Origin of the sequence: Streptomyces albidicamelliae (genome assembly GCF_025642175.1) — a bacterium.
GTDB lineage: Bacteria > Actinomycetota > Actinomycetes > Streptomycetales > Streptomycetaceae > Streptomyces > Streptomyces albidocamelliae.
This window is the reverse complement of the sequence record NZ_CP106795.1, coordinates 3,721,801-3,743,807: the sequence shown is the minus strand read 5'-3', so window position 1 is coordinate 3,743,807 and position 22,007 is coordinate 3,721,801. Positions and strand designations below refer to the sequence as shown.

At 71.8% G+C, this 22,007-nt stretch carries 23 protein-coding genes and 4 tRNA genes; 20 read left to right on the top strand and 7 right to left on the bottom strand.

Annotated elements, in window-relative coordinates; genetic code table 11:
- Positions 1-3 precede the first annotated feature (3 nt).
- From N8I86_RS17235 to N8I86_RS17220, 4 genes are all read left to right on the top strand, one after another.
- A complete protein-coding gene (locus tag N8I86_RS17235) occupies positions 4-1,578 on the top strand; it encodes a complex I subunit 4 family protein (RefSeq protein WP_073901506.1) in 1,575 nt (524 codons plus the stop codon).
- Positions 1,575-3,092 carry an NADH-quinone oxidoreductase subunit N gene (locus N8I86_RS17230; protein ID WP_263278157.1) on the top strand — a complete coding sequence of 506 codons (1,518 nt, stop codon included), beginning with the start codon at positions 1,575-1,577 and terminating at the stop codon, positions 3,090-3,092. The genes N8I86_RS17235 and N8I86_RS17230 overlap by 4 nt, the downstream gene beginning before the upstream one ends.
- A gap of 192 nt (positions 3,093-3,284) precedes the next feature.
- Complete coding sequence (htpX, locus tag N8I86_RS17225; protein WP_073901502.1) at positions 3,285-4,145, top strand: zinc metalloprotease HtpX; 861 nt, start codon at positions 3,285-3,287, stop codon at positions 4,143-4,145.
- A complete protein-coding gene (locus N8I86_RS17220) occupies positions 4,142-4,534 on the top strand; it encodes a YccF domain-containing protein (RefSeq protein ID WP_073901501.1) in 393 nt (130 codons plus the stop codon). Before htpX ends, N8I86_RS17220 begins: the two co-directional genes overlap by 4 nt.
- A 60-nt stretch (positions 4,535-4,594) precedes the next feature.
- On the opposite strand, the gene N8I86_RS17215 is transcribed toward N8I86_RS17220, so the two are convergent.
- Positions 4,595-5,848, bottom strand: coding sequence for an APC family permease (locus N8I86_RS17215; RefSeq protein ID WP_123437586.1), 1,254 nt, complete (start codon positions 5,846-5,848; stop codon positions 4,595-4,597).
- Positions 5,849-6,003: 155 nt separating this feature from the next.
- Between N8I86_RS17215 and N8I86_RS17210 the strand changes: the two genes are divergently transcribed.
- A complete protein-coding gene (locus N8I86_RS17210; protein WP_073901499.1) occupies positions 6,004-6,270 on the top strand; it encodes a GlsB/YeaQ/YmgE family stress response membrane protein in 267 nt (88 codons plus the stop codon).
- 94 nt (positions 6,271-6,364) lie between these two features.
- Here the strand turns inward: N8I86_RS17210 and N8I86_RS17205 are convergent, their stop codons facing one another.
- Positions 6,365-6,853: a YajQ family cyclic di-GMP-binding protein gene (locus N8I86_RS17205; protein WP_073901498.1), complete on the bottom strand. Its 489-nt coding sequence runs from the start codon at positions 6,851-6,853 to the stop codon at positions 6,365-6,367.
- 227 nt (positions 6,854-7,080) lie between these two features.
- Between N8I86_RS17205 and N8I86_RS17200 the strand changes: the two genes are divergently transcribed.
- Positions 7,081-7,162, top strand: a tRNA-Tyr gene (locus N8I86_RS17200).
- A gap of 135 nt (positions 7,163-7,297) precedes the next feature.
- Here N8I86_RS17200 and N8I86_RS17195 read toward each other — a convergent pair.
- Positions 7,298-8,602 (bottom strand): glycoside hydrolase family 3 N-terminal domain-containing protein, encoded by a 1,305-nt coding sequence (locus N8I86_RS17195; RefSeq protein ID WP_263278156.1) that lies wholly within the window; start codon positions 8,600-8,602, stop codon positions 7,298-7,300.
- 387 nt (positions 8,603-8,989) lie between these two features.
- On the opposite strand from N8I86_RS17195, the gene N8I86_RS17190 reads away from it, so the two are divergent.
- Positions 8,990-9,214 (top strand): hypothetical protein, encoded by a 225-nt coding sequence (locus N8I86_RS17190; RefSeq protein ID WP_176985687.1) that lies wholly within the window; start codon positions 8,990-8,992, stop codon positions 9,212-9,214.
- A gap of 41 nt (positions 9,215-9,255) precedes the next feature.
- Entirely contained in the window at positions 9,256-9,468 is a 213-nt protein-coding gene (locus N8I86_RS17185) for a hypothetical protein (RefSeq protein WP_073901494.1), read from the top strand.
- Between the two features lie 152 nt (positions 9,469-9,620).
- Here N8I86_RS17185 and N8I86_RS17180 read toward each other — a convergent pair whose 3' ends face one another.
- Positions 9,621-10,277, bottom strand: a complete 657-nt coding sequence (locus N8I86_RS17180; protein WP_263278155.1) for an NAD(P)H-binding protein — start codon at positions 10,275-10,277, stop codon at positions 9,621-9,623.
- A 320-nt stretch (positions 10,278-10,597) separates the two neighbouring features.
- On the bottom strand, positions 10,598-11,863 hold the full coding sequence (locus N8I86_RS17175; protein WP_073901492.1) for an amidohydrolase family protein: 1,266 nt from the start codon (positions 11,861-11,863) through the stop codon (positions 10,598-10,600).
- Positions 11,864-12,324: 461 nt separating this feature from the next.
- Here N8I86_RS17175 and N8I86_RS17170 point away from each other — a divergent pair.
- The 9 genes from N8I86_RS17170 to N8I86_RS17130 all read left to right on the top strand — a co-directional run bounded on the left by N8I86_RS17170 (position 12,325) and on the right by N8I86_RS17130 (position 17,805).
- Positions 12,325-12,397: transfer RNA gene (locus N8I86_RS17170), tRNA-Thr, on the top strand.
- A 46-nt stretch (positions 12,398-12,443) separates the two neighbouring features.
- Positions 12,444-12,516 (top strand) — tRNA-Met (locus N8I86_RS17165).
- A 90-nt stretch (positions 12,517-12,606) separates the two neighbouring features.
- Positions 12,607-12,771 carry a 50S ribosomal protein L33 gene (gene rpmG / locus N8I86_RS17160; protein ID WP_003948671.1) on the top strand — a complete coding sequence of 55 codons (165 nt, stop codon included), beginning with the start codon at positions 12,607-12,609 and terminating at the stop codon, positions 12,769-12,771.
- Positions 12,772-12,999: 228 nt separating this feature from the next.
- Positions 13,000-13,452, top strand: coding sequence for a MaoC family dehydratase N-terminal domain-containing protein (locus N8I86_RS17155; RefSeq protein WP_073901490.1), 453 nt, complete (start codon positions 13,000-13,002; stop codon positions 13,450-13,452).
- Between the two features lie 7 nt (positions 13,453-13,459).
- The gene (locus N8I86_RS17150; RefSeq protein ID WP_073901488.1) at positions 13,460-13,888 is read left to right on the top strand and encodes a MaoC family dehydratase; all 429 of its coding nucleotides are present in this window, start codon (positions 13,460-13,462) and stop codon (positions 13,886-13,888) included.
- Between the two features lie 120 nt (positions 13,889-14,008).
- A complete protein-coding gene (locus tag N8I86_RS17145) occupies positions 14,009-14,578 on the top strand; it encodes a TetR/AcrR family transcriptional regulator (RefSeq protein WP_185091339.1) in 570 nt (189 codons plus the stop codon).
- Positions 14,579-14,663: 85 nt separating this feature from the next.
- Entirely contained in the window at positions 14,664-16,121 is a 1,458-nt protein-coding gene (locus N8I86_RS17140) for a DHA2 family efflux MFS transporter permease subunit (protein WP_073901484.1), read from the top strand.
- A gap of 29 nt (positions 16,122-16,150) precedes the next feature.
- Positions 16,151-16,534: a DUF3291 domain-containing protein gene (locus N8I86_RS17135; protein WP_263278154.1), complete on the top strand. Its 384-nt coding sequence runs from the start codon at positions 16,151-16,153 to the stop codon at positions 16,532-16,534.
- 215 nt (positions 16,535-16,749) lie between these two features.
- Positions 16,750-17,805 carry a UDP-N-acetylmuramate dehydrogenase gene (locus N8I86_RS17130; protein WP_263278153.1) on the top strand — a complete coding sequence of 352 codons (1,056 nt, stop codon included), beginning with the start codon at positions 16,750-16,752 and terminating at the stop codon, positions 17,803-17,805.
- 42 nt (positions 17,806-17,847) lie between these two features.
- Here the strand turns inward: N8I86_RS17130 and N8I86_RS17125 are convergent, their stop codons facing one another.
- Complete coding sequence (locus tag N8I86_RS17125; RefSeq protein WP_123437592.1) at positions 17,848-18,888, bottom strand: adenosine deaminase; 1,041 nt, start codon at positions 18,886-18,888, stop codon at positions 17,848-17,850.
- A gap of 126 nt (positions 18,889-19,014) precedes the next feature.
- On the bottom strand, positions 19,015-20,241 hold the full coding sequence (locus tag N8I86_RS17120) for a pyridoxal phosphate-dependent aminotransferase (RefSeq protein ID WP_073901476.1): 1,227 nt from the start codon (positions 20,239-20,241) through the stop codon (positions 19,015-19,017).
- Positions 20,242-20,503: 262 nt separating this feature from the next.
- Between N8I86_RS17120 and N8I86_RS17115 the strand changes: the two genes are divergently transcribed.
- The 3 genes from N8I86_RS17115 (at position 20,504) to nusG (ending at position 21,932) form a co-directional block, all read left to right on the top strand.
- Positions 20,504-20,576, top strand: a tRNA-Trp gene (locus N8I86_RS17115).
- 106 nt (positions 20,577-20,682) lie between these two features.
- Entirely contained in the window at positions 20,683-20,970 is a 288-nt protein-coding gene (gene secE, locus N8I86_RS17110) for a preprotein translocase subunit SecE (RefSeq protein ID WP_073901474.1), read from the top strand.
- Positions 20,971-21,050: 80 nt separating this feature from the next.
- The gene (nusG, locus tag N8I86_RS17105; protein WP_073901472.1) at positions 21,051-21,932 is read left to right on the top strand and encodes a transcription termination/antitermination protein NusG; all 882 of its coding nucleotides are present in this window, start codon (positions 21,051-21,053) and stop codon (positions 21,930-21,932) included.
- Positions 21,933-22,007: the final 75 nt, after the last annotated feature.

Here is a 22,007-nt window from a genome sequence, read left to right as displayed (position 1 = left end):
GGCGTGATCGATATCAACGAGTCCGTGATGCAGTTCCTTCTGGCGTTCGTCGTCGTCGGCCCGCTCCTCGGCGCCGTCGCCGCCCTCCTGCCGGCCCCGCCCGGGCTGAAGGGGAAGTCGCCCGAGCAGGCCGTGCTGCGGCACGGCGTCACCGTGACCGGCGTGATCCTCGTCGCCGCGATCGTCCTCGCGCTCGGCTTCGACCACGACCAGCCGTCGAAGATGCAGGCCACGACCGACATCAGCTGGATCCCCGCACTCGACGTGCGCATCCACCTCGGCATCGACGGCATCTCCCTCCCCCTTGTGGTGCTGACCGCGCTGCTGACCTTCCTCTGCGCGCTCTACTCGTACTTCAAGCCGCCGTCGGGCCCGTCCCCGAAGGCGTTCGTCGCACTGCTGCTCCTTCTCGAGTCCGGCACCCTCGCGACCTTCGCCGTCCTCGACCTGCTGCTGTTCTTCCTGGCGTTCGAGACGGTGCTCATCCCGATGTACTTCCTCATCGCCCGCTGGGGCGGCGAGGGCCGGACCCGGGCCGCGTGGAAGTTCATCCTGTTCACGCTGCTCGGCTCCGTCGTCATGCTGCTCGGCCTGCTCCTGATCGGGATCAAGGCGGGCACATTCGACATGGTGGCACTCGCCACTGACAACGGCCGGTCGCTGACCGCCTCCGTGCAGGTCGTCGCGGTTCTGGCGATCGGCATCGGGCTCGCGGTCAAGACCCCGATGTGGCCGTTGCACAGCTGGCTGCCCGACGCGCACACCGCCGCCCCGACCGTCGGCTCGGTCCTGCTGGCCGGTGTCCTGCTCAAGATGGGCACGTACGGGTTCGTCCGCATCCTGCTGCCGGTGGCGCCGCACGGCTTCCACACCTTCGCGCCCTATCTCGCCGCGTTCGCCGTCGTCGGGATCATCTACGGGTCCCTGGCCTGCCTGGCCCTGGCCAAACAGGGCGCCAAGGGCGACCTCAAGCGGCTGATCGCCTACTCCTCCGTCGGCCACATGGGCTTCGTCCTGCTGGGCATCGCGACCATGACCCCGACCGGCGTGAACGGCGCCCTGTTCGCCAACATCGCGCACGGCCTGATCACCGGCCTGCTCTTCTTCCTGGTCGGCGCCCTCAAGGACCGCACCGGCAGCACCGACCTCGACACCCTGGCCGAACAGACGGGTGCCGCGCTCTACGGCAGGGCCCCGCGCCTCGGCGGGCTGCTCGCGTTCGCCGCGGTCGCCTCGCTCGGGCTGCCCGGGCTCGCCGGCTTCTGGGGCGAGATGCTGTCGCTGTTCGGCGCGTTCGAACCCGGCGCCGGTCTCAGCCGGCCCGCGTTCCTCACCTTCATGGCGATCGGGGCGTTCGGCACCCTGCTGACGGCCGCGTACATGCTGATCGTGGTCCGCCGCGTGTGCATGGGCGGAGCCGAGCGGGAGGTCCCGAGACTCGCCGACGTGCACGGGTACGAGTTCGCCGCCTGGACCCCGCTCGTCGCCCTCACCGTCCTCGCCGGACTGTGGCCGAAGGCCCTGCTCGGCCTGACCGACCCGGCCGTGCAGCAGCTCCTCGCAGGAGGCACCCGATGAGCGCCCAGCCGCTTGCCGAGTCGACGGTCCAGTCCGTCGACTGGCTGGCGATCGCCCCGCCGACGATCACCGCCGTCGTGGCGCTCGTCGTCCTCGTCGCCGACCTGTTCCTGCCCGAGCCCCGCAAGGCCGTCCTCGGCTGGGTCTCGGTCGCCGGGCTGGCCGCGGCCGCCCTGATGCTCCTGCCCCTCCTGGACGGAGACCGCAGCACCTTCTGCGTGGCCGGCCGGGCGGGCGCGTGCAGCTACACCGCGGACGGCTTCACCCTCGCCATCCAGTTCCTGGTCCTCGGCGGCGCGCTGCTCGCCGCCCTGCTGTCCGTCACCAACCTCGACGACGACCGGCGGCGCGTCCCGCCCGGCGAGTTCTGGTTCCTGCTGCTGTCCTCCGCCGCCGGCGCCGCGCTGCTGCCCGCCTCCCGGGACCTCGCCACGCTGGTCGTCGCCCTGGAGGTCGCCTCCCTGCCGGCCTTCGCCCTGGTCGGCATCCGGCACGGCGACAAACGGTCCTCCGAGGCCGCCCTGAAGTTCTTCCTGTCCTCGGTCACCGCCACCGCGGTCAGCCTGATGGGCATCAGCTTCGTCTACGGCGCCACCGGCACCCTCTACCTCACCCAGGTCGCCGAGCGCCTGCCACACGTCGACGGGCAGCTGCACGTCCTCACCCAGACCGGTGTCGTCCTCACCCTCATCGGCTTCGCCTTCAAGACGGCCGCCGTCCCCTTCCACTTCTGGGTGCCCGACACCTATGTCGGCGCCCCGCTGCCCGTGGCCGCCTACCTGTCGGTCGTCGGCAAGGCCGTCGGCTTCTCCGGCCTGATCCTGGTCACCGTGATCGCGTTCCCGTCGTACGCCGACGTCTGGGGGCCCGCGCTCGCCGTCCTGGCCGCCCTCACCATGACCGTCGGCAACGTCGGCGCCCTGCGGCAGCAGGCCACGCGCGCGTACAGCGCCGTACGGCTGCTCGCCTGGTCCTCCGTCGGCCAGGCCGGGTACCTGCTGGTGCCGATCGCCGCCGCCGGGTACGCCGATGACCCCCGGCGGGCGATCGGCTCGACGGTGGCGTACGCCCTGATGTACGCGGCCGTGAACCTCGGTGCCTTCGCCGTCGCCGCGCTGGTGGGCCGCGGCCGCCCCCTGAACCGGATCGCGGACTACCGCGGCCTGTACGCCGCCAACCCGCTCACCGCGCTGCTGCTGGCCTTCTTCCTGCTGTGCCTGGCCGGGCTGCCGCCGGGCGTCATCGGCCTGTTCGCCAAGGTCACGGTGTTCTCGTCGGCCGTCGACGCGGGCCTCGGCTGGCTCGCCGTCGTCATGGCCGTCAACGTGGTCATCGCGCTCTTCTACTACCTCCAGTGGACCGCCCTGCTGTTCCGGGCACCCGAGGGCGAGACCGCCCGGCACCGCGTCCCCGCCCCCCTGACGGCCGCTCTCGCCCTCACCGGAGTGCTCGGCGTCGCCCTGTCCGGAGCGCCCCAGCTGGTCCTCCGGTTCGCGGCCACCGGCCTGTTCTGAGGAGTCGCCACGCGCGCGTGGGGCACCCGTGCCCCCACGCGCGCGTGAGGCCGAACCCGCACGTCACCCGTACGGCCGAACCGTGCCGCCGCACACACCGGGGAACTCGTGCCCGTCGCCTGGCGTTGTCACAGACGGGAGGGTCCACTGGACCCAAAGTGTTCCCCAGCTGCACGACTTGGAGGGCGCACCGTGCACCGCCGGCACAACGGGCTCAGGACCGCCGTACTCCTCGGCGGACTGTCCGCACTCATCATCGTCATCGGCAGCTTCTTCGGCCGTGCCGGACTGATCGTCGCGGTCCTCGTCGCCCTGGGCACGAACGCGTACGCGTACTGGAACAGCGACAAGCTGGCGCTGCGCGCGATGCGCGCCCGCCCGGTCAGCGAGTTCGAGGCGCCGGCGCTGTACCGCATGGTGCGCGAGCTCTCCACCCAGGCACGCCAGCCCATGCCGCGCCTCTACATCTCCCCGACCGAGGCCCCCAACGCCTTCGCGACCGGCCGCAACCCGCGCAACGCGGCCGTGTGCTGCACGGAGGGCATCCTGCGCCTCCTGGACGAGCGTGAGCTGCGCGGCGTCATCGGCCACGAGCTGAGCCACGTCTACAACCGCGACATCCTCATCTCCTCGGTCGCCGGCGCCCTGGCCTCGGTGATCATGTTCCTGGTGAACTTCGCCTGGCTCATCCCGGTGGGCCGCTCGGACGACGACGACGGCCCCGGCCTGCTCGGCACGCTGCTGATCATGATCCTCGGCCCGCTCGCCGCCAGCCTCATCCAGCTGGCCATCAGCCGCTCCCGGGAGTACGAGGCGGACGCCTCGGGTGCCCAGCTCACCGGCGACCCGCTCGCCCTCGCCGGCGCGCTGCGCAAGCTGGAGGCCGGCACCCAGGCCCTCCCGCTGCCGCCCGAGCCCAAGATCGAGACCGCGAGCCACATGATGATCGCGAACCCCTTCCGTCCCGGTCAGGGACTGTCCAAGATGTTCTCCACCCACCCGCCGATGGCGGAGCGCATCGCCCGGCTCGAGAAGATGGCAGGTCGCTCGTGAAGATCATCCTGAACGTCATCTGGCTCGTCCTGAGCGGCTTCTGGCTGTTCCTCGGCTATCTGCTGGCCGGCCTGCTGCTGTGCATCACGATCATCGGCATCCCGTTCGGCATCGCCGCCTTCCGCATCGGCGTCTACGCCCTGTGGCCCTTCGGGTACACCACGGTGGAGCGCCACGACGCGGGCGCCCCGTCGTGCCTCGGCAACGTCCTGTGGCTGATCCTGGCCGGCTGGTGGCTGGCGCTCGCCCACATCGTCACCGGTATCGCCCTGTGCGTGACGATCATCGGCATCCCGTTCGGCATCGCCAACTTCAAGCTGATCCCCGTGTCCCTGCTGCCGCTCGGCCGCGAGATCGTCCCCACGGACCAGCCGTTCGCGGGCCGCTGAGACGGGCCTGGGCGACGCCCCCCGTCACCCTGACGGCGCCCCCGTCGTCCTGACGGCGCGTCACGCGGGGCGCCGGCCCGCCCACCACCGTCGTACGCCGTAGGCCACCGCGCCCACGGCGAGCACGCCCGCCCCCACGGCCACCGGGACGACGGGCAGCGCGAACGCCAGAGCGGCGCAGCCCAGCAGGCCGACCACCGGCACCACACGGGACAGCGGCGCCGGACTCAGCGTCCAGGCCGAGGCGTTGGCGACGGCGTAGTAGGCCAGCACGCCGAAGGAGGAGAACCCGATCGCGCCGCGCACGTCCACCGTGGCGGCCAGCACGGCGACCACCGCGCCCACCGCCAGCTCCGCCCGGTGGGGCACCCCGAACCGGGGGTGCACGGCGGCCAGCGCGCCCGGCAGATGCCCGTCCCGGGCCATGGCGAGCGTCGTCCGGGACACCCCGAGGATCAGCGCGAGCAGCGAGCCCAGCGCGGCCACCGCCGCCCCCGCCCGCACCACGGGCACGAGGCCGGGCGCCCCGGCCGCCCGCACCGCCTCGGCCAGCGGCGCCTCCGCCCGTCCGAGCGGGCCGGCGCCGAGGACCCCGAGCACCGCGACGGCCACGCACGCGTACACGACGAGGGCGATCCCCAGGGCCAGCGGGATCGCGCGCGGGATGGTGCGCGCCGGATCGCGGACCTCCTCGCCGAGGGTCGCGATCCGCGCGTACCCGGCGAACGCGAAGAACAGCAGCCCGGCCGCCTGGAGGACCCCGCCGGCCCCGGACGACAGGCCGACGCCGAGGTGCCCGGCCACGGCCCGCCCGGAGGACAGGCAGGCGACGACCACGGCCGCGAGTACGGCCAGGACGACGGCCACGATCACCCGCGTGAGCCACGCGGACTTCTGGATGCCGCCGTAGTTCACGGCGGTCAGGGCCACCACGGCGGCGACCGCCACCGCATGCGCCTGCCCCGGCCAGGCGTACGTGCCCACCGTGAGCGCCATGGCCGCGCAGGACGCCGTCTTGCCGACCACGAACGCCCAGCCGGCGAGGTACCCCCAGAAGGCCCCGAGCCGCTCCCGCCCGTAGACGTACGTGCCGCCGGATGCCGGATACCGGGCCGCGAGACGCGCCGAGGACATGGCGTTGCAGTAGGCCACCACCGCGGCGAGGGCCAGCCCCACGAGCAGCCCGGAACCGGCCGCGCGCGCGGCCGGCCCGAGGGCCGAGAAGACACCGGCCCCGATCATCGAGCCGAGGCCGACGACCACGGCGTCCCGCAGCCCCAGGGTGCGCCGCAGAGCGGTGCCGGAGGGTGTCATGCGCCGCACCCTACTGAGCGGCGCAACCGGTCGGTGACCTCATGACGTCCTCTACACCGACGCGGCACGAACACACGCGCGACGGACAGCGGGTCCTCATCGGAACTTCAGGCCCCGCACGGTGCGGACACAGCGCGGAAGGGCAGGTTCACGGCATGAGCATCATCGGTTGGATCATTCTGGGACTGCTGGCCGGAGCCATCGCCAAGCTCCTGCTGCCGGGCCGCGACCCCGGCGGCTTCATCGGCACGACACTCATCGGCGTCGCGGGCGCGTTCATAGGCGGCTGGATCTCGGCCCGCTGGCTGGACCACCCGGTCACGAAGAACTTCTACGACGGCGCCACCTGGGCGGCGGCCATCGGCGGCTCCCTGGTGCTGCTGATCGTCTACCGCATCCTGTTCGGCAACTCACGCGACTGAACGCGCCGCGCGTGCGGCGGCGCTCACAGGGAGCGGCGAGCAGAAGGGTGGGCACCAACCGGCGCCCACCCTTTCCTGTGCTTCCCGCCGCGTCCTACCGGTAGTTCACGAACTGCAGCGCGAAGTCGAAGTCCTTGCCCTTGAGCAGGGAGATCACGGTCTGGAGGTCGTCGCGGCTCTTGGAGCTGACCCGCAGCTCCTCGCCCTGGACCTGGGCCTTCACGCCCTTGGGGCCCTCGTCGCGAATGATCTTCGCCACCTTCTTCGCGTTCTCCTGGGAGATGCCCTCCTCGATCGACGCGAAGATCTTGTACTCCTTGCCGGAGAGCTGCGGCTCGCCCGCGTCCAGCGCCTTCAGCGAGATACCCCGCTTGATCAGCTTGGACTGGAAGACGTCGAGGACAGCGTTCACCCGGTCCTCGGAGTTCGCCTCCATGAGGATCTTGTCACCGGACCACGAGATCGAGGCACCCACGCCCTTGAAGTCGTAGCGCTGCGAGATCTCCTTGGCGGCCTGGTTGAGGGCGTTGTCGACCTCCTGCCGCTCGACCTTCGAGACGATGTCGAAACTGGAGTCGGCCATGTCCTGTGGCTCCTTGTATCGGGGTGCTGATGGGGTGCGTGCCGGCGGGCACGGCGGCGACCGCCGGGCCCGGCTCCGTGCCGGGCCGCATCCGCACCAGCCTAGCCACCCCGCGACCCCGGGGGTGGAGATCAATGGGGTGGCGGAGCACCCCTCGGTATCGGGTATTGTTTACGTCGTTGCCACGGAGCACCGCCGAAAGCGGGTTCGGTTGGCAGCACAACCCCGGCGGTGTGCCCGAGCGGCCAAAGGGAGCAGACTGTAAATCTGCCGGCTCAGCCTTCCCAGGTTCGAATCCTGGCGCCGCCACACGACCGAAAGGGTCCGTGAACAGCAGCAATGCTGATCACGGACCCTTTCGTCGTTTCCGCGTTCCACCGTGCCCAACCATCCGGGCCGGGGAGCGGCCGGCCCGGTCGTCCGGGCCGGGGCGCAACCTCGTGTCTACGGGCAGAGGTTCACGTGCCGGACGGCCAGGACGTGCCCCGCCGCGTCGATGAGGCGGCTGCGGGAGAGGCGTCCGCCGGCCACCGCGTCGGTGACCGCCTTGGCGATCGAGGACGTCTGGGAGCCGACGTTGCCGCCCAGGTCGAACAAGACCATGTCGGCACCGGACCGCAGGGCCTGGACGGCCGCACCGGGAACGCTGAAGCCGGCGGCGGAGATCGCCTTGGCGCTGAGCGAGTCGGTGACCACCAGCCCCTTGAAGCCCAGCTTGCCGCGCAGCTCGGTACCGATGACGGTGGGGGACAGGCTCGCCGGACTGGTGCTCAGGCCCGGAACTATGTTGTTGGAGATCATGATGGCCGGGGCGCCGGCCTTGATGGCCGCTGTGAACGGAGGGATGGCCACCTTCTGCAGGGTGGACCAGGGCAGGGTGCGGGCGGGGCCGAAGTCGGAGTTGTAGGTCGAGCCGCCCAGACCCGGGAAGTGCTTCACGACGGGTATCACGCCTCCGGCGCGCAGCCCTTTCATGTACGCCACACCGTCCTTGGAGACCACCGCGGTGTTCCCGCTGAAGGACCGCCAGCCGTCGGGATTGGTCTTGCTGGGCGCCACGTTCCTGCCGTCCACGTCGACCACCGGCGCGAGGTCCATGTTCACCTGGGCGGCCGCCATCTTCTTCGCGACCTTCGCGACGTTCTGCTGGATCTGGGCCGGGGTCCAGTGCGAGCCCATGTACGCGGCCCAGGGCAGGGATCCGACGAGGTTCGCCATGCGCTGGATGCCGCCGCCCTCCTCGTCCGTCATCACCAACAGGCCGAGGCGGCCCGGCACATGGGACTTCAAGGTGGACAGCCGGGAACCGAGGTCGGCCGGCGCCTTGTTGCCGAACAGCAGCACTCCGCCCGCGCCCGCGCTCACCTCCGAGGTGGCGTCGGACACCGAGGTCTCCGGCACGGGGACGGCGATGGTTAGCATGGCCAGCCGGCGGTTCGACCACCCGGCCAGCTTCGTGCTGTTGGTGCACGCGGCGGCTGCGGACGTCGTGGCGGGGGCGGGAGCGCTGGCGGAGGTGGCGAGGTCCGGGGCGAGGGACGAACGCGGGTGGGAGGTCGTGGCGGGCGGGGTGTGGGACAGGCCGGGGCCGCTGGAGCGCGGGGCGGCATCGGGGGTGCCCGCGGCACAGCCCGCGAGGAGCATCGCCGCCACGGCGGTGGTGCTCAGTCTCCGTACGTTCCCGGCGCGGCCGGGGAGCCGCGGCGGTGAGGTCGCGCCTGTGCGGTCACGGTACGACGGACGGTTCATCGCTCGGCCTCCTTCGCGAGACGCGACGGCCGCCGGCGCGTCTCTGGGCCGCAGCCCAGGTGGTGTGCCTTACGGGGAGTGGGAGCCGGCCCGGCTTCGCTCGCTCGCCCATGGTCGGAGTTCCAGGATCTCGCGCATCGGAGCCGGACGACAATCCAGCCCGGGGAACTCGCTGCCGGAACAGCGTTGTGCCGCACGGAAGTCCCTTAGAATCGAACATGTGAACGATAATGGCTCTTCCAGGTGTCCCGCTGTGCCGCGCTCCGCGCGCCGCGTCCCCGCCGGGCGCGGCCCGCACGACCGGCTGCCCTTCCGCACCACGCTGCCGGGGGCTGTCCGATGACCGGCCCGGGTGCGGGTCCCGCCGGCCCGGACGATGCTGGAGCCATGGCCGGGAAGCGCCCCATCATCGTGCACCTGCCGTCCCCGACCGGCGGACGCCGGGTCCGGGTCGACGGCGAGATCCTGGGCCTCGCGCACAACGTGGGGGACCTGGTGGAGTTCCTGCGCCGGGCCGGGCTGGAGATCGAGCCGGAAGAGGTGGCCGACTCGCCGCTGATCGACTGGCGCGGCGTGGGCCCCGACCGGTGGGAGGCCGAGACGCGGACCTGACGGCGCTGTCACCGCGGCCCCGCCCCGGGCACACTGGCGGCATGTCCTCCCGACGCAGAACCTGTCCCGTGTGCCGCCGTGAAATCGCCGTCGTCGCGGGCCGCTTCGCGCGCCACGACCCGCCCGGAGCGCGCGGGAACGGAGACCTCGTCTCCTGCACCGGGTCCCGGCGGCAGGCGCAACTCGACGGGGTGCAGCCGTCGTTGGACGGGTACGTCGTGCCGGACTTCCCCGGGCAGCTGCCGCTGTTCTGACGCCCCGGTGGCGTCCTGTCGGTCCTGCTGGACCCGCTGGTCATGCTGAACCTGCTGAACCTGCTGAACCTGCTGGTCCGAAGTCCGGGCGGCCGCCCCTCGTTCCGCCCGGCGGAAGACGGTCCGTGACGGTGCGTGAACCACGCCGGCAGTCAGTTTCCGGCCACCGACTTCACCGCGACCGACACCGGCGTCGAGCCGCCGATCAGCTCCAGCGTCAGACCGGCCGTCGCCGACGTGTCCACCAGCTCCGCGAGGACGGCCGCAACGTCGTCCCGCGGAACCGGACCGCGTCCGGTGTGCGCCTCCAGCCGGACCAGCCCGGTGCCCGCGTCGTTCGTCAGCGCGCCGGGACGCAGGATCGTCCAGTCCAGCCCCTCCTGCCGGCGGGCGTACGCGTCGGCCTCACCCTTGGCGCGCAGGTACACGTCGAATACCTCGTCGCCCTGGTGCGCCGGATCGGCACCCATCGACGACACCACCACGAAGCGGCGCACGCGCGCGCGGACGGCCGCGTCCGCGAACAGCATCGCCGCGCCCTTGTCCACCGTCTCCTTGCGCTCCGTGCCGCTGCCCGGCCCCGCGCCGGCCGCGAACACCGCCGCGTCCGCGCCCTGGAGGTGCGCCGCGACCTCCTCCACCGAGGCGGACTCCAGGTCGAGCAGCACCGGTTCGGCACCGGCCTCCCGCAGGGCGTCGCCCTGCTCGGCCCTGCGGATGATGCCCGCCACCTCGTCCCCGCGCGCGGAGAGCAGACGCTCCAGCCGCAGCGCGATCTGACCATGACCACCAGCGATGACAATGCGCATGAATCCGACCGTACGCCCGAAGGGCCGCATGCGCCGCACGGGTTGACCGCCGCCCGCTCACGACCGCCCAGCTCACAGGCGCTCCCGGGACCCCCCGCCGACCGCGACCGCCGACGCGTGTCCCGCGCCGCCCGCCACCTCGCGCCCCGCGCGCGTGGCCGCGTCCCCGGGGCACGGCGACCACCGCGCGCCCCTGCGACGGCTCTCCGCGGCCCTACGGCAGCTCTCCGCGCCCCCCCGCGACGGCTCTCCCCGCCCCCGCGACGGCTCTCCCCGCCCCCGCGGCGGCTCTCTCCGCCCGGCGACAGCTCTCCCCGCCCCTACGACAGCTCTCCGCGCCCCTGGCGGGGGAGCCCCAGCTCCGCTGCCGCCGCCGAGTTGCAGTACTCGCGGACCGCGCTGGTGCGTGCCACCACGCGGCCCCGGTGCACCACGATCCGGCTGTACGCCAGTGAGAGCGCCCCGGCCAGGTGATCACCGCGTACGGCCAGGAGCTCGGCCGGGAAGCCCGCCTCCACGCGCACGTCCGGCAGGCCCATGGCGGCGCGGGCGCAGGCGCTCACGGCGCCGTAGGCGTCCTCCGGGCGCAGGTCGTGGGCGGAGGCGAGGAGGTAGGCCGCCTCCAGCGGATCACCGCGGCCGACGGGGTTGGAGACGTCGCGCAGGGCGCCGCTCCCGGCCGCCACGCGCACCCCGGCCGCGCGCAGCAGCCGTACCGGGGCCGTGCCCTCCCGTCCGGCGCCGCCGCAGCCGCCCTGCGGCAGGCACACCACCGTCACCCCGGCCGCGGCGAGCTGGTCCGCGACACGGGAGGCCATGTCGGACGGCAGGCGCGCGAGACCGGCGCACGGTCCGATCGTCACGCCGGGGCGCAGGCCGCCCGCCATGACCGCGAGCCGGGACAGCCGGGCGGCGTCGGCGGCGTCCGTGTGCAGGTCGACCGGGCAGCCGTGTTCGGACGCCACCTCCAGGACGGCCTCCACGTAGCCCGTGGGGTCCGGGTCCAGGTCCGGGCAGCCGCCCACCACGGAGGCGCCCATCTTCACCGCGTCCCGCAGCATCGCGAGCCCGTCGGCCCCCGCCACCCCGGTCAGCAGCCGGGGCATCGCCACCGTGGTCAGTTCGCCCAGCCCGCGCAGCGACCGCCGGGCCTGCAGGACGGCCCCGAGCGCGCCGAGCCCCTGGACGTCGCCCACGCGCACGTGCGCGCGTACCGCCGTCGCGCCGTGCCCGAGCTGGAGCAGGGCCGACTCCGTGGCCCGGCGCTGGACGTCCTCCGGGGCGTACGACACCGGTCCCGGGTGCTCCGCGGTCAGGGCGGTGTCGCTGTGGGCGTGCGGTTCGGCCGGTGCCGGCAGGAGCAGGTAACCGCTCAGGTCCACGCGTGTGGCGAGCTTCCGGGCCGGCCCCGGCGCCAGACTGCCGGCCGTGCCCACCGCCTCGATGCGCCCGTCGCACAGCCGTACGTCCACGGTCCTGCCGTCGGTGAGCCGCGCCCCGCACAGCAGCAGGACGGCCGGGTCGGACGGCCCCGAGGACCCCGACGGGTTCGGCGGCTGGTGGGGCTGCGGCTGACTGTCGGGCATCGCGCTCCACAGGGTCGGGGCCGGGGGCTCGGGGCGGGCCGGCGTGACGGACGTCGAAGCAGGGACGCGCGGGGACGGCCCAAGATCACGCAGAGTGAGTCGAGCCTAGGGTGGCGAGCCGCGCGGGTCGCGCAGGAGCGCAATAGTCGTACCGGCGTGGTCCACCCATGGAAGTACATGTGTCGCCCACGCGCGTGGCCCGCACCGTTCGCGGCCCGCGGCGACCGCGAGGGCGTACCGGGCGACCGGCTCGGAGGCCCGGCTCCGGGCCCCGTACGCACGCGTGCGGGGCACGGCCTGATCCACGCGCGCGGTGCGCCTGTCCGACCGTCAGCAGCCCCGCGCCGGTGCCGTTCCTGGGGCTCAGGAGCCTGCGGAGGGGGCCGGGGAGGGCGTTGCGGAGGGCGGCCGGATACGGATTTGGGTGAACGGCGGCGGACCGTGTAATGTCTTCATCGCTCGCCCCAATAGCTCAGTCGGCAGAGCGTCTCCATGGTAAGGAGAAGGTCAACGGTTCGATTCCGTTTTGGGGCTCTGGTGTGAGAGGTTCCCGTCGAGAGGCGGGGTCCGATCGCATCGCAGCGGTGTAGCTCAGTCGGTAGAGCAAGCGGCTCATAATCGCTGTGTCACCGGTTCAAGTCCGGTCACCGCTACTGACAGTAGCCGATTGCGGGGTCGGTCCTTCGATCGGCTACTCTTTCTTGCGTTGAATTAGTCCATCCGTTCGTCTTAGGAGCACTCACGTGGCTGCCACCGACGTCCGCCCGAAGATCACGCTGGCCTGCGTGGAGTGCAAGGAGCGGAACTACATCACCAAGAAGAACCGGCGTAACAACCCGGATCGTCTTGAGATGAAGAAGCACTGCCCGCGTTGCAATGCGCACACCGCGCATCGCGAAACGCGATAAATAGGCTCGTCCGTGAGGCCGTCCCCTTCCGAGGGGGCGGCCTCACGGCGTTTTCGCGTGCCGGTGATGTTCCTGCTCGGCCGGTCACCGGTCACGCGGTCCACCGCGCCGCCGGGCCACGCGCCCGTCGGTCCGGTGATCATCCGCCCCCGTCGCCCCGCCTACGTTCCGTGACCGGTCTCCGGTTAATTTGGGGCCACCACAGCAGACATCAGGAGGTACCGGGCCATGGCGCTCGACCAGTCCTTCGTGGGACGGACCTACCCGCCCACCGCGCCCTACGAGGTGGGCCGGGAGAAGATCCGCGAGTTCGCCGAGGCGGTCGCGGAGACCAACCCGGTGTACACGGACCCGGAGGCCGCCAAGGCGTTCGGTCATCCCGATGTGATCGCCCCGCCGACCTTCGTGTTCTCCATCACCTTCCGCGCCGCCGGACAGGTCGTCGAGGACCCGCAGCTCGGGCTCGACTACAGCCGCGTGGTGCACGGGGACCAGAAGTTCGCCTACCGCCGCCCGGTCCGGGCCGGCGACCGGCTCACGGTCACCTCCACCATCGAGGCGATCAAGTCGCTCGCGGGCAACGACATCCTGGACATCCGCGGCGAGGTGCACGACGAGGCGGGCGAGCACGTCGTGACCGCCTGGACCAAGCTCGTGGCCCGCGCGGCCGAGGAGGCGTGAGTACCTGATGACGGCGAAGATCGCTTACGGCGACGTCGAGGTCGGCACCGAGCTGCCGGCGCAGACCTTCCCCGTGACCCGCGCCGCCCTGGTGCAGTACGCGGGCGCCTCCGGGGACTTCAACCCCATCCACTGGAACGAGAAGTTCGCCAAGGAGGTCGGCCTCCCGGACGTCATCGCGCACGGCATGTTCACCATGGCCGAGGCGATCCGGGTGGTCACCGACTGGATCGGCGATCCCGGCGCGGTCGTGGAGTACGGCGTCCGCTTCACCAAGCCGGTCGTCGTGCCGAACGACGACCAGGGCGCGCTGATCGAGGTCAGCGGCAAGGTCGCGGCCAAGCTGGACGACAACACCGTACGGGTGGACCTGACGGCCATGAGCGCCGGCCAGAAGGTCCTGGGCATGTCCCGGGCGGTCGTACGACTGGCTTGACGGCCCCGTACGCATGGGTGAGGCAGCGAGTGAGGGGCGTCCTCCCTGGTGGGGCGCCCCTTGCGCGTACCCGGCGGGCGCTCCCTTGCCAAGTTAGTAATTGGGCACTAACTTACTGGCATGCCCAGGATGAGCGCAGAGGAGCGACGCGAGAGCGTCATCAATGCCGCGACCGCCGAGTTCGCGCGCGGCGGCTACCACGGCACCTCCACCGAGGCGATCGCCCGGCGGGTGGGAGTCTCGCAGCCGTACCTCTTCCGCCTCTTCCCCGGCAAGAAGGCGATCTTCCTCGCCGCGGCGGAGCGCTGCGTGGAGGACACCATCCGGACCTTCGAGGAGGCGTCGGAGGGGCTGCGGGGCGAGGATGCGCTGCACGCCATGGCGAACGCGTACACCGAGGTCATCGCCGAGCGGCCCGAGCGGCTGATGATGCAGATGCAGATGTACGTCGCCGTGGCGGCCGCGGAGCAGGAAGGCGACCGCGAGTTCGGTGAGAGCGTGCGGAACGGCTGGATGCGACTGTGGGACACCGTGCATCTGGCGCTCGGCGCGGACATCGACGAGACGACCGACTTCCTCGCGTACGGCATGCTCATCAACTGTCTGGTGGGCATGGGCTTCCCGCCCGAGCACCGGGTGTGGGAGGGGCTCTACCCGTCGGCCCACGACAAGGGCCGCCTGGAGAAGTGACGCAGGCGGGCGGAGGGGGCGGGGTCGTCTCTTCATGGCCGCGAAAGTTAGTCATCAATAACTAACCAAGCCCTCTGGGGGAGAGATGTCAGAGCAGAACACGCCGGCCGGCGCTCGGCGCGGGGGCGCCGTGTGGGCCCTCGTCATCACCAGCGTCGCCGGGTTCATGGCAGCCCTCGACAACCTCGTCGTCACCACCGCACTTCCCTCCATCCGCGAGGACCTCGGCGGCGCGCTGGACGACCTCGAATGGACCGTGAGCGCCTACACGCTCACCTTCGCCGTGCTGCTGATGTTCGGCGCCGCGCTCGGCGACCGCTTCGGACGCCGGCGGATGTTCATCGCCGGACTCGCCGTCTTCACCGGGGCCTCCGCCGCCGCGGCCATGGCCCCCGGCATCGGCTCCCTGATCGCCGCCCGCGCGGTCCAGGGTGTGGGCGCCGCCGTCATGATGCCGCTCACACTGACCCTGCTGACCGCGGCCGTGCCCGCCGCCAGGCGCGGAACCGCCTACGGCATCTGGGGAGCCGTCAACGGGCTCGCCGTCGCCTCGGGGCCGCTCATCGGCGGCACCCTCACCGAACACGTCTCCTGGCACTGGGTCTTCTGGCTGAACGTGCCGCTCGGCCTGGCCGCGCTGCCGCTCGCCCGGCTGCGGCTCGCCGAGTCCCACGGCGCGGGCGCCCCGCTCGACGTCCCCGGCACGCTCCTCGCCAGCGGCGGACTCGTCGGGATCGTGTACGGCCTGGTCCGCGGCCCCGCCGACGGCTGGACCGACCCGGTGGTGCTGACCGCGCTGTTCGCGGGCGGAGCACTGCTGGTGGGCTTCGTCCTCTACAGCTCGCGCGCGGCGAACCCGATGCTGCCGATGCGACTGTTCCGCTCCCGGGCGTTCTCCGGGATCAACGCGGCGAGCCTGCTGATGTTCGTCGGGATGTTCGGCTCGATCTTCCTGCTCAGCCAGTACATGCAGGGCGTCCTCGGCTCCTCGCCCACCGAGGCAGGCCTGCGGATGCTGCCGTGGACGGGCATGCCGATGCTCGGCGCGCCGGTCGCCGGGATCATGTCGGACCGCATCGGCGGCCGGCCGGTCGTCGCCGCGGGCCTGTTCCTGCAGGCCGCCGGGCTCGGCTGGATGGCGTGCGTGGCCACCGCCGACGCCTCCTACGCCGCCCAGCTGCCCGCGTTGATCATGAGTGGTGTCGGCATGGCCCTGTACTTCGCGCCGGCCGCCAACCTCGTGATGTCCAGCGTCCGGCCGCAGGAGCAGGGCATCGCCTCCGGCGCGAACAACGCGCTGCGCGAGGTGGGCGGCGCGCTCGGCATCGCGGTCATGTCGTCGATCTTCTCGGCGCAGGGCGGTTACGAGTCCGCGCAGAGCTTCGTGGACGGAATGCGGCCCGCCCTGGTCACCGGAGCCACCGTGGTCGCCCTCGCCGGGGTCGCCGCGCTGATGATCCCGGGCCGCCGGAAGACCGGACCGGTGGCCGCGCCTCCGGCCGGGCAGGCGCCCGCACCGGTCCTCGAGTCCACCGCCCGCTGAACCGGAACCCTCCCCGCAAGGAGCCCGCGATGCCCACGCTTCCCTGGACCGTGCCGAACACCCCGCCGCACGACGCCGAGGTGCACGTCTTCGCCTCGCGCTTCGAGACCCGCACCCTGCGGGGCGCCCTCCGCTTCCTCGCCGGCACCCCGGCCGTGTGGCGGCAGATATCCCGCGCACCCGGCGCCCACGGTGCCTCGCTCAGGGCGCAGCCCCTGCGGAAGGTCTTCTGGACGGTGTCCGCCTGGGAGTCGGAGGGCGCGCTGAAGACCTTCGCCCGCTCAGGCGCCCACCGCCCCATCTCCCAAGGCCTGTCCTCGCAGATGAGCGACGTCGCCTTCGCCACCTGGCAGACCTCCGCCGACCGGCTGCCGATCGGCTGGGAGGAGGTGGCCCGGAGGCTGCAGAGGTGACACCGGCCCGCCCCGGCTCCTGGGCGGAAACACCCCGCACGCGCGCGTGGCCCCCTGCAAGGCGGCCACGCGCGCGTGCGGCCATGTGTGGGGGCGGGGCCGGGAGCCACCGCCGAGCCGCGCGCGCCTCGGGCACGGGCGCTCCAGCACAGGCTCCCCGGCACGGGCGCACCGGGACGCCGGCTCCGGGCGGGGCGTCTCGTAGTCTTGGGGCCGTGCAGGTACTCCACGACGCCCCCCTCGCCCCGCTGACCACCTTCCGGCTGGGCGGCCCCGCCACACGGCTGGTCACCGCCGGCACCGACGCCGAGGTGATCGCCGCCGTCCGCGAGGCCGACGACAGCGGCACCCCGCTGCTGATCGTCGGCGGCGGATCGAACCTGGTCATCGGCGACAAGGGCTTCGACGGCACCGCCCTGCGCATCGCCACGCGCGGTGTCGAACTGCGCGGCACCACGCTGGAACTGGCGGCGGGCGAGGTGTGGACGGACGCCGTCGCCCGCACGGTCGAGGCCGGCCTCGCCGGCATCGAGTGCCTCGCCGGCATCCCGGGTTCCGCGGGCGCCACGCCGATCCAGAACGTCGGCGCGTACGGCCAGGAGGTCTCCGCGACCATCACCGAGGTGATCGCCTACGACCGGCGGGCCGGCGAGACCGTGACCCTGACGAACGAGGAGTGCGTCTTCTCGTACCGGCACAGCCGTTTCAAGGCCGACCCCGAGCGTTACGTCGTCCTGCGCGTCCGCTTCGAGCTGGAGGACGCGGGCGGTCTCTCGGCACCCGTCAAGTACGCGGAGGCGGCCCGTGCGCTCGGGGTGGAGCCCGGTGACCGGGTGCCGCTGGCCGACGCCCGGGAGACCGTCCTGAAGCTGCGCGCCGGCAAGGGGATGGTCCTCGACCCCGAGGACAACGACACCTGGTCGGCCGGGTCCTTCTTCACCAACCCGATCCTCACCGACGAGCAGTTCGCCGCGTTCCACGCGCGCGTGCGCGAGCGCATGGGCGACGGCGTCGAACCGCCCGCCTACCCCGCGGGGGAGGGCCGCACCAAGACCTCCGCGGCCTGGCTGATCGACAAGGCCGGCTTCCCCAAGGGCTACGGCACCGGCCGTGCCCGTATCTCCACCAAGCACACCCTCGCCCTCACCAACCGGGGCGGCGCCACCACCGAGGACCTGCTGGTCCTGGCGCGCGAGGTGGTCGCCGGGGTCCGCGAGGCCTTCGGCGTCACCCTCGTCAACGAGCCGGTGACGGTCGGCGTGAGCCTCTAGCCGTACCGGCCGGGGCTCAGTGGGCCACACCCACGCCCCACTTCAGGCGGCCGGGCGCGCCAGCCAGTCGTCCACGCCGGCCAGCAGCCGCGCCCTGACGTCCGCCGGGGCCGCCGAAGCCCGCACCGACTGCCGTGCCAGCTCCGCGAGCTCGGCGTCCGAGAAACCGTGGGAGTGGCGGGCGATCTCGTACTGCGCGGCCAGCCGGGAGCCGAACAGCAGCGGATCGTCGGCGCCCAGGGCCATCGGCACGCCCGCCTCGAAGAGGGTGCGCAGCGGGACGTCCTCCGGCTTCTCGTACACCCCGAGCGCCACGTTCGAGGCCGGGCACACCTCGCAGGTCACGCCACGGTCGGCCAGCCGCTTCAGCAGCCGCGGGTCCTCCGCCGCGCGCACACCGTGCCCGATCCGGGAGGCGTGCAGGTCGTCCAGGCAGTCCCGGACCGAGGCCGGGCCGGTCAGCTCGCCGCCGTGCGGGGCCGACAGCAGACCGCCCTCGCGCGCGATGTGGAAGGCCCGGTCGAAGTCCCGGGCCATGCCGCGCCGCTCGTCGTTGGAGAGCCCGAAGCCGACCACACCGCGGTCCGCGTAGCGCACCGCGAGCCGGGCCAGGGTGCGGGCGTCCAGCGGGTGCTTCATACGGTTCGCGGCCACCAGGACGCGCATCCCGAGGCCGGTCTCCCGGGACGTCGTCTCCACCGCGTCCAGGATGATCTCCAGGGCCGGGATCAGCCCGCCCAGCCGCGGCGCGTACGACGTCGGGTCCACCTGGATCTCCAGCCAGCCCGAGCCGTCCCGCACGTCCTCCTCGGCGGCCTCCCGCACCAGCCGCCGGATGTCCTCCGGCTCGCGCAGGCAGGAGCGTGCCGCGTCGTACAGCCGCTGGAAGCGGAACCAGCCCCGCTCGTCCGTGGCCCGCAGCTTCGGCGGTTCGCCGCTGGTCAGTGCTTCCGTCAGGGCGTCGGGCAGGCGGACGCCGTACTTGTCGGCGAGTTCCAGGACGGTCGCCGGCCGCATCGAGCCGGTGAAGTGCAGGTGCAGATGGGCCTTCGGCAGCTCAGAGAGATCACGTACACGCTCCATCCAAGGATCCTGCCGTACGCACCCGCCACACCGGTAGCCGTTTCCCCGTACGTGGTCTTGCTCGCACACAGGAGCGGGCCGCTCCCCCGGGGGGAACGGCCCGCACGCGCGCGTGGTGCCGGGGAACTAGTCCCGCGCCTCCGCCAGCAGCTTCTGCATCCGGCTCACGCCCTCGACGAGGTCCTCGTCACCGAGCGCGTACGACAGCCGCAGGTAGCCCGGCGTGCCGAAGGCCTCGCCCGGGACGACCGCGACCTCGGCCTCCTCCAGGATCAGCGCGGCCAGCTCGACCGTGTCCTGCGGGCGCTTGCCGCGGATCTCCTTGCCGAGCAGGCCCTTCACCGACGGGTAGGCGTAGAAGGCGCCCTCGGGCTCCGGGCAGAGCACGCCGTCGATCTCGTTGAGCATCCGGACGATCGTCCTGCGGCGCCGGTCGAAGGCCTCGCGCATCTCGGCCACGGCCGTCAGGTCGCCGGAGACGGCGGCCACGGCGGCCACCTGGGCCACGTTGGAGACGTTCGAGGTGGCGTGGGACTGGAGGTTGGTCGCGGCCTTGACCACGTCCTTGGGGCCGATGACCCAGCCCACGCGCCAGCCGGTCATGGCGTAGGTCTTCGCCACGCCGTTGACCACGATGCACTTGTCGCGCAGCTCGGGCAGCAGCGCCGGCAGGGACACGGAGACCGCGTCGCCGTAGACCAGGTGCTCGTAGATCTCGTCGGTCAGGACCCACAGACCGTGCTCGAGGGCCCAGCGGCCGATCGCCTCGGTCTCGGCCTCGGAGTACACCGCGCCGGTCGGGTTGGACGGGGACACGAAGAGCACGACCTTCGTCTTCTCCGTGCGCGCCGCCTCCAGCTGCTCGACGGAGACGCGGTAGCCGGTCGTCTCGTCGGCGACGACCTCGACCGGGACACCGCCGGCGAGACGGATCGACTCCGGGTACGTCGTCCAGTACGGCGCCGGGACGATGACCTCGTCGCCCGGGTCGAGGATCGCGGCGAACGCCTCGTAGATGGCCTGCTTGCCGCCGTTGGTGACCAGGATCTGGGAGACGTCCGGCTCCCAGCCCGAGTCGCGCAGCGTCTTGGCGGCGATCGCGGACTTCAGCTCGGGCAGACCGCCGGCCGGGGTGTAGCGGTGGTACTTGGGGTTCTTGCAGGCCTCGACGGCCGCCTCGACGATGTAGTCCGGGGTCGGGAAGTCGGGCTCGCCGGCGCCGAAGCCGATCACCGGACGCCCGGCGGCCTTGAGGGCCTTGGCCTTGGCGTCCACGGCGAGGGTGGCGGACTCGGAGATCGCGCCGACTCGGGCGGAGACCCGGCGCTCGGTGGGAGGGGTTGCAGCGCTCATGGGGCCCATCGTTCCAGACCGGAAATGCCCCCGGCACACGGGTTTCACAGACTGAACAGCAAGGGGTCGAGGCGTGAACAGGGATTCGAATCCGGCCCCGGGCCTGGACGATCTTCGGCCAGGGGCCCCCGGACGGGCGCTTTCTGTTCGACGCCGGGCCGCGGACCACGTACACTCACACCTCGTTGGCCTTCAGCAGCCACCGCCGAAATGGGTGCACACCGAGCACTCGGTCGGATGCGGTACGTTGGGGGACACACAAAGGGTCGTAGCTCAATTGGTAGAGCACCGGTCTCCAAAACCGGCGGTTGGGGGTTCAAGTCCCTCCGGCCCTGCTACACACACCGCCAGGATGTGTGCGCATGTACGTACAGCAATGCACCGCCGTGCGGCTCAGAAACCGGGCGCGGCACGGCCACGACCCGGGATCAGGTGAGGACTATGACGGACGCCGTGGGCTCCATCGACACGCCTGATGCTCAGGACGAATTGCCCGAGGCCAAGAAGAAGGCCCGTAAGGGCGGCAAGCGCGCCAAGAAGGGCCCGCTGAAGCGTCTGGCCACCTTCTACCGCCAGGTCATCGCGGAACTCCGCAAGGTCGTCTGGCCGACGCGCAACCAGCTGACGTCGTACACCACCGTGGTGATCTTCTTCGTCGCCATCATGATCGCCCTGGTGACCGTGATTGACTATGGGCTCAACCACGCGGCCAAGTACGTCTTCGGCTGAGCCAAGAGCGAAGGGCGCCGTGGTACCGGCGCCCGTTTTCGCATGTTCCACCCCTATGTATCCAGGAAGAAGCAGCCATCGTGTCTGACCCGAACCTGAACGACGACGCCACCGAGCCCGGCGGGCCGGCTGCCGAGACGGTCGACGACGAGCTCGACATCGTCGAGGGCGCGGACGAGCAGGACGAGTTCGAGGCTGCCGAGGCCGAAGCGGGCGAGCCGGCCGAAGAGGCCGCCCTGCACGTCGAGGACGAGGACGGCGAAGCCGCCGAGGACGACGAGGAAGCCCTCGTCGCCGAGGCCGCCGAGGAGGAGCCGGCCGAGCCGGTCGAGCCCGCCGAGCCGGTCGACCCCATCGCGGCCCTGCGCGAGGAACTGCGCACCCTGCCCGGCGAGTGGTACGTCATCCACACCTACGCCGGCTACGAGAACCGCGTGAAGACCAACCTCGAGCAGCGCGCCGTCTCGCTGAACGTCGAGGACTACATCTTCCAGGCCGAGGTGCCGCAGGAAGAGGTCGTCCAGATCAAGAACGGCGACCGCAAGACGATCAAGCAGAACAAGCTGCCGGGTTACGTCCTGGTCCGCATGGACCTCACCAACGAGTCCTGGGGCGTCGTCCGCAACACCCCGGGTGTCACCGGCTTCGTCGGCAACGCCTACGACCCGTACCCGCTGACCCTGGACGAGATCGTCAAGATGCTCGCCCCGGAGGCCGAGGAGAAGGCCGCCCGCGAGGCCGCCGAGGCCGAGGGCAAGCCCGCTCCGCAGCGCAAGGTCGAGGTCCAGGTGCTGGACTTCGAGGTCGGCGACTCGGTCACCGTCACCGACGGCCCGTTCGCCACGCTCCAGGCGACCATCAACGAGATCAACCCCGACTCGAAGAAGGTCAAGGGCCTGGTGGAGATCTTCGGCCGCGAGACGCCGGTCGAGCTCTCCTTCGACCAGATCCAGAAGAACTAGTTCTTTCTGGACCTCTTGCTTCCGTGCAGGTCAGGTGGGCTGCTTCAGCCTGTCTGACCTGCACGGTTTTTGGCC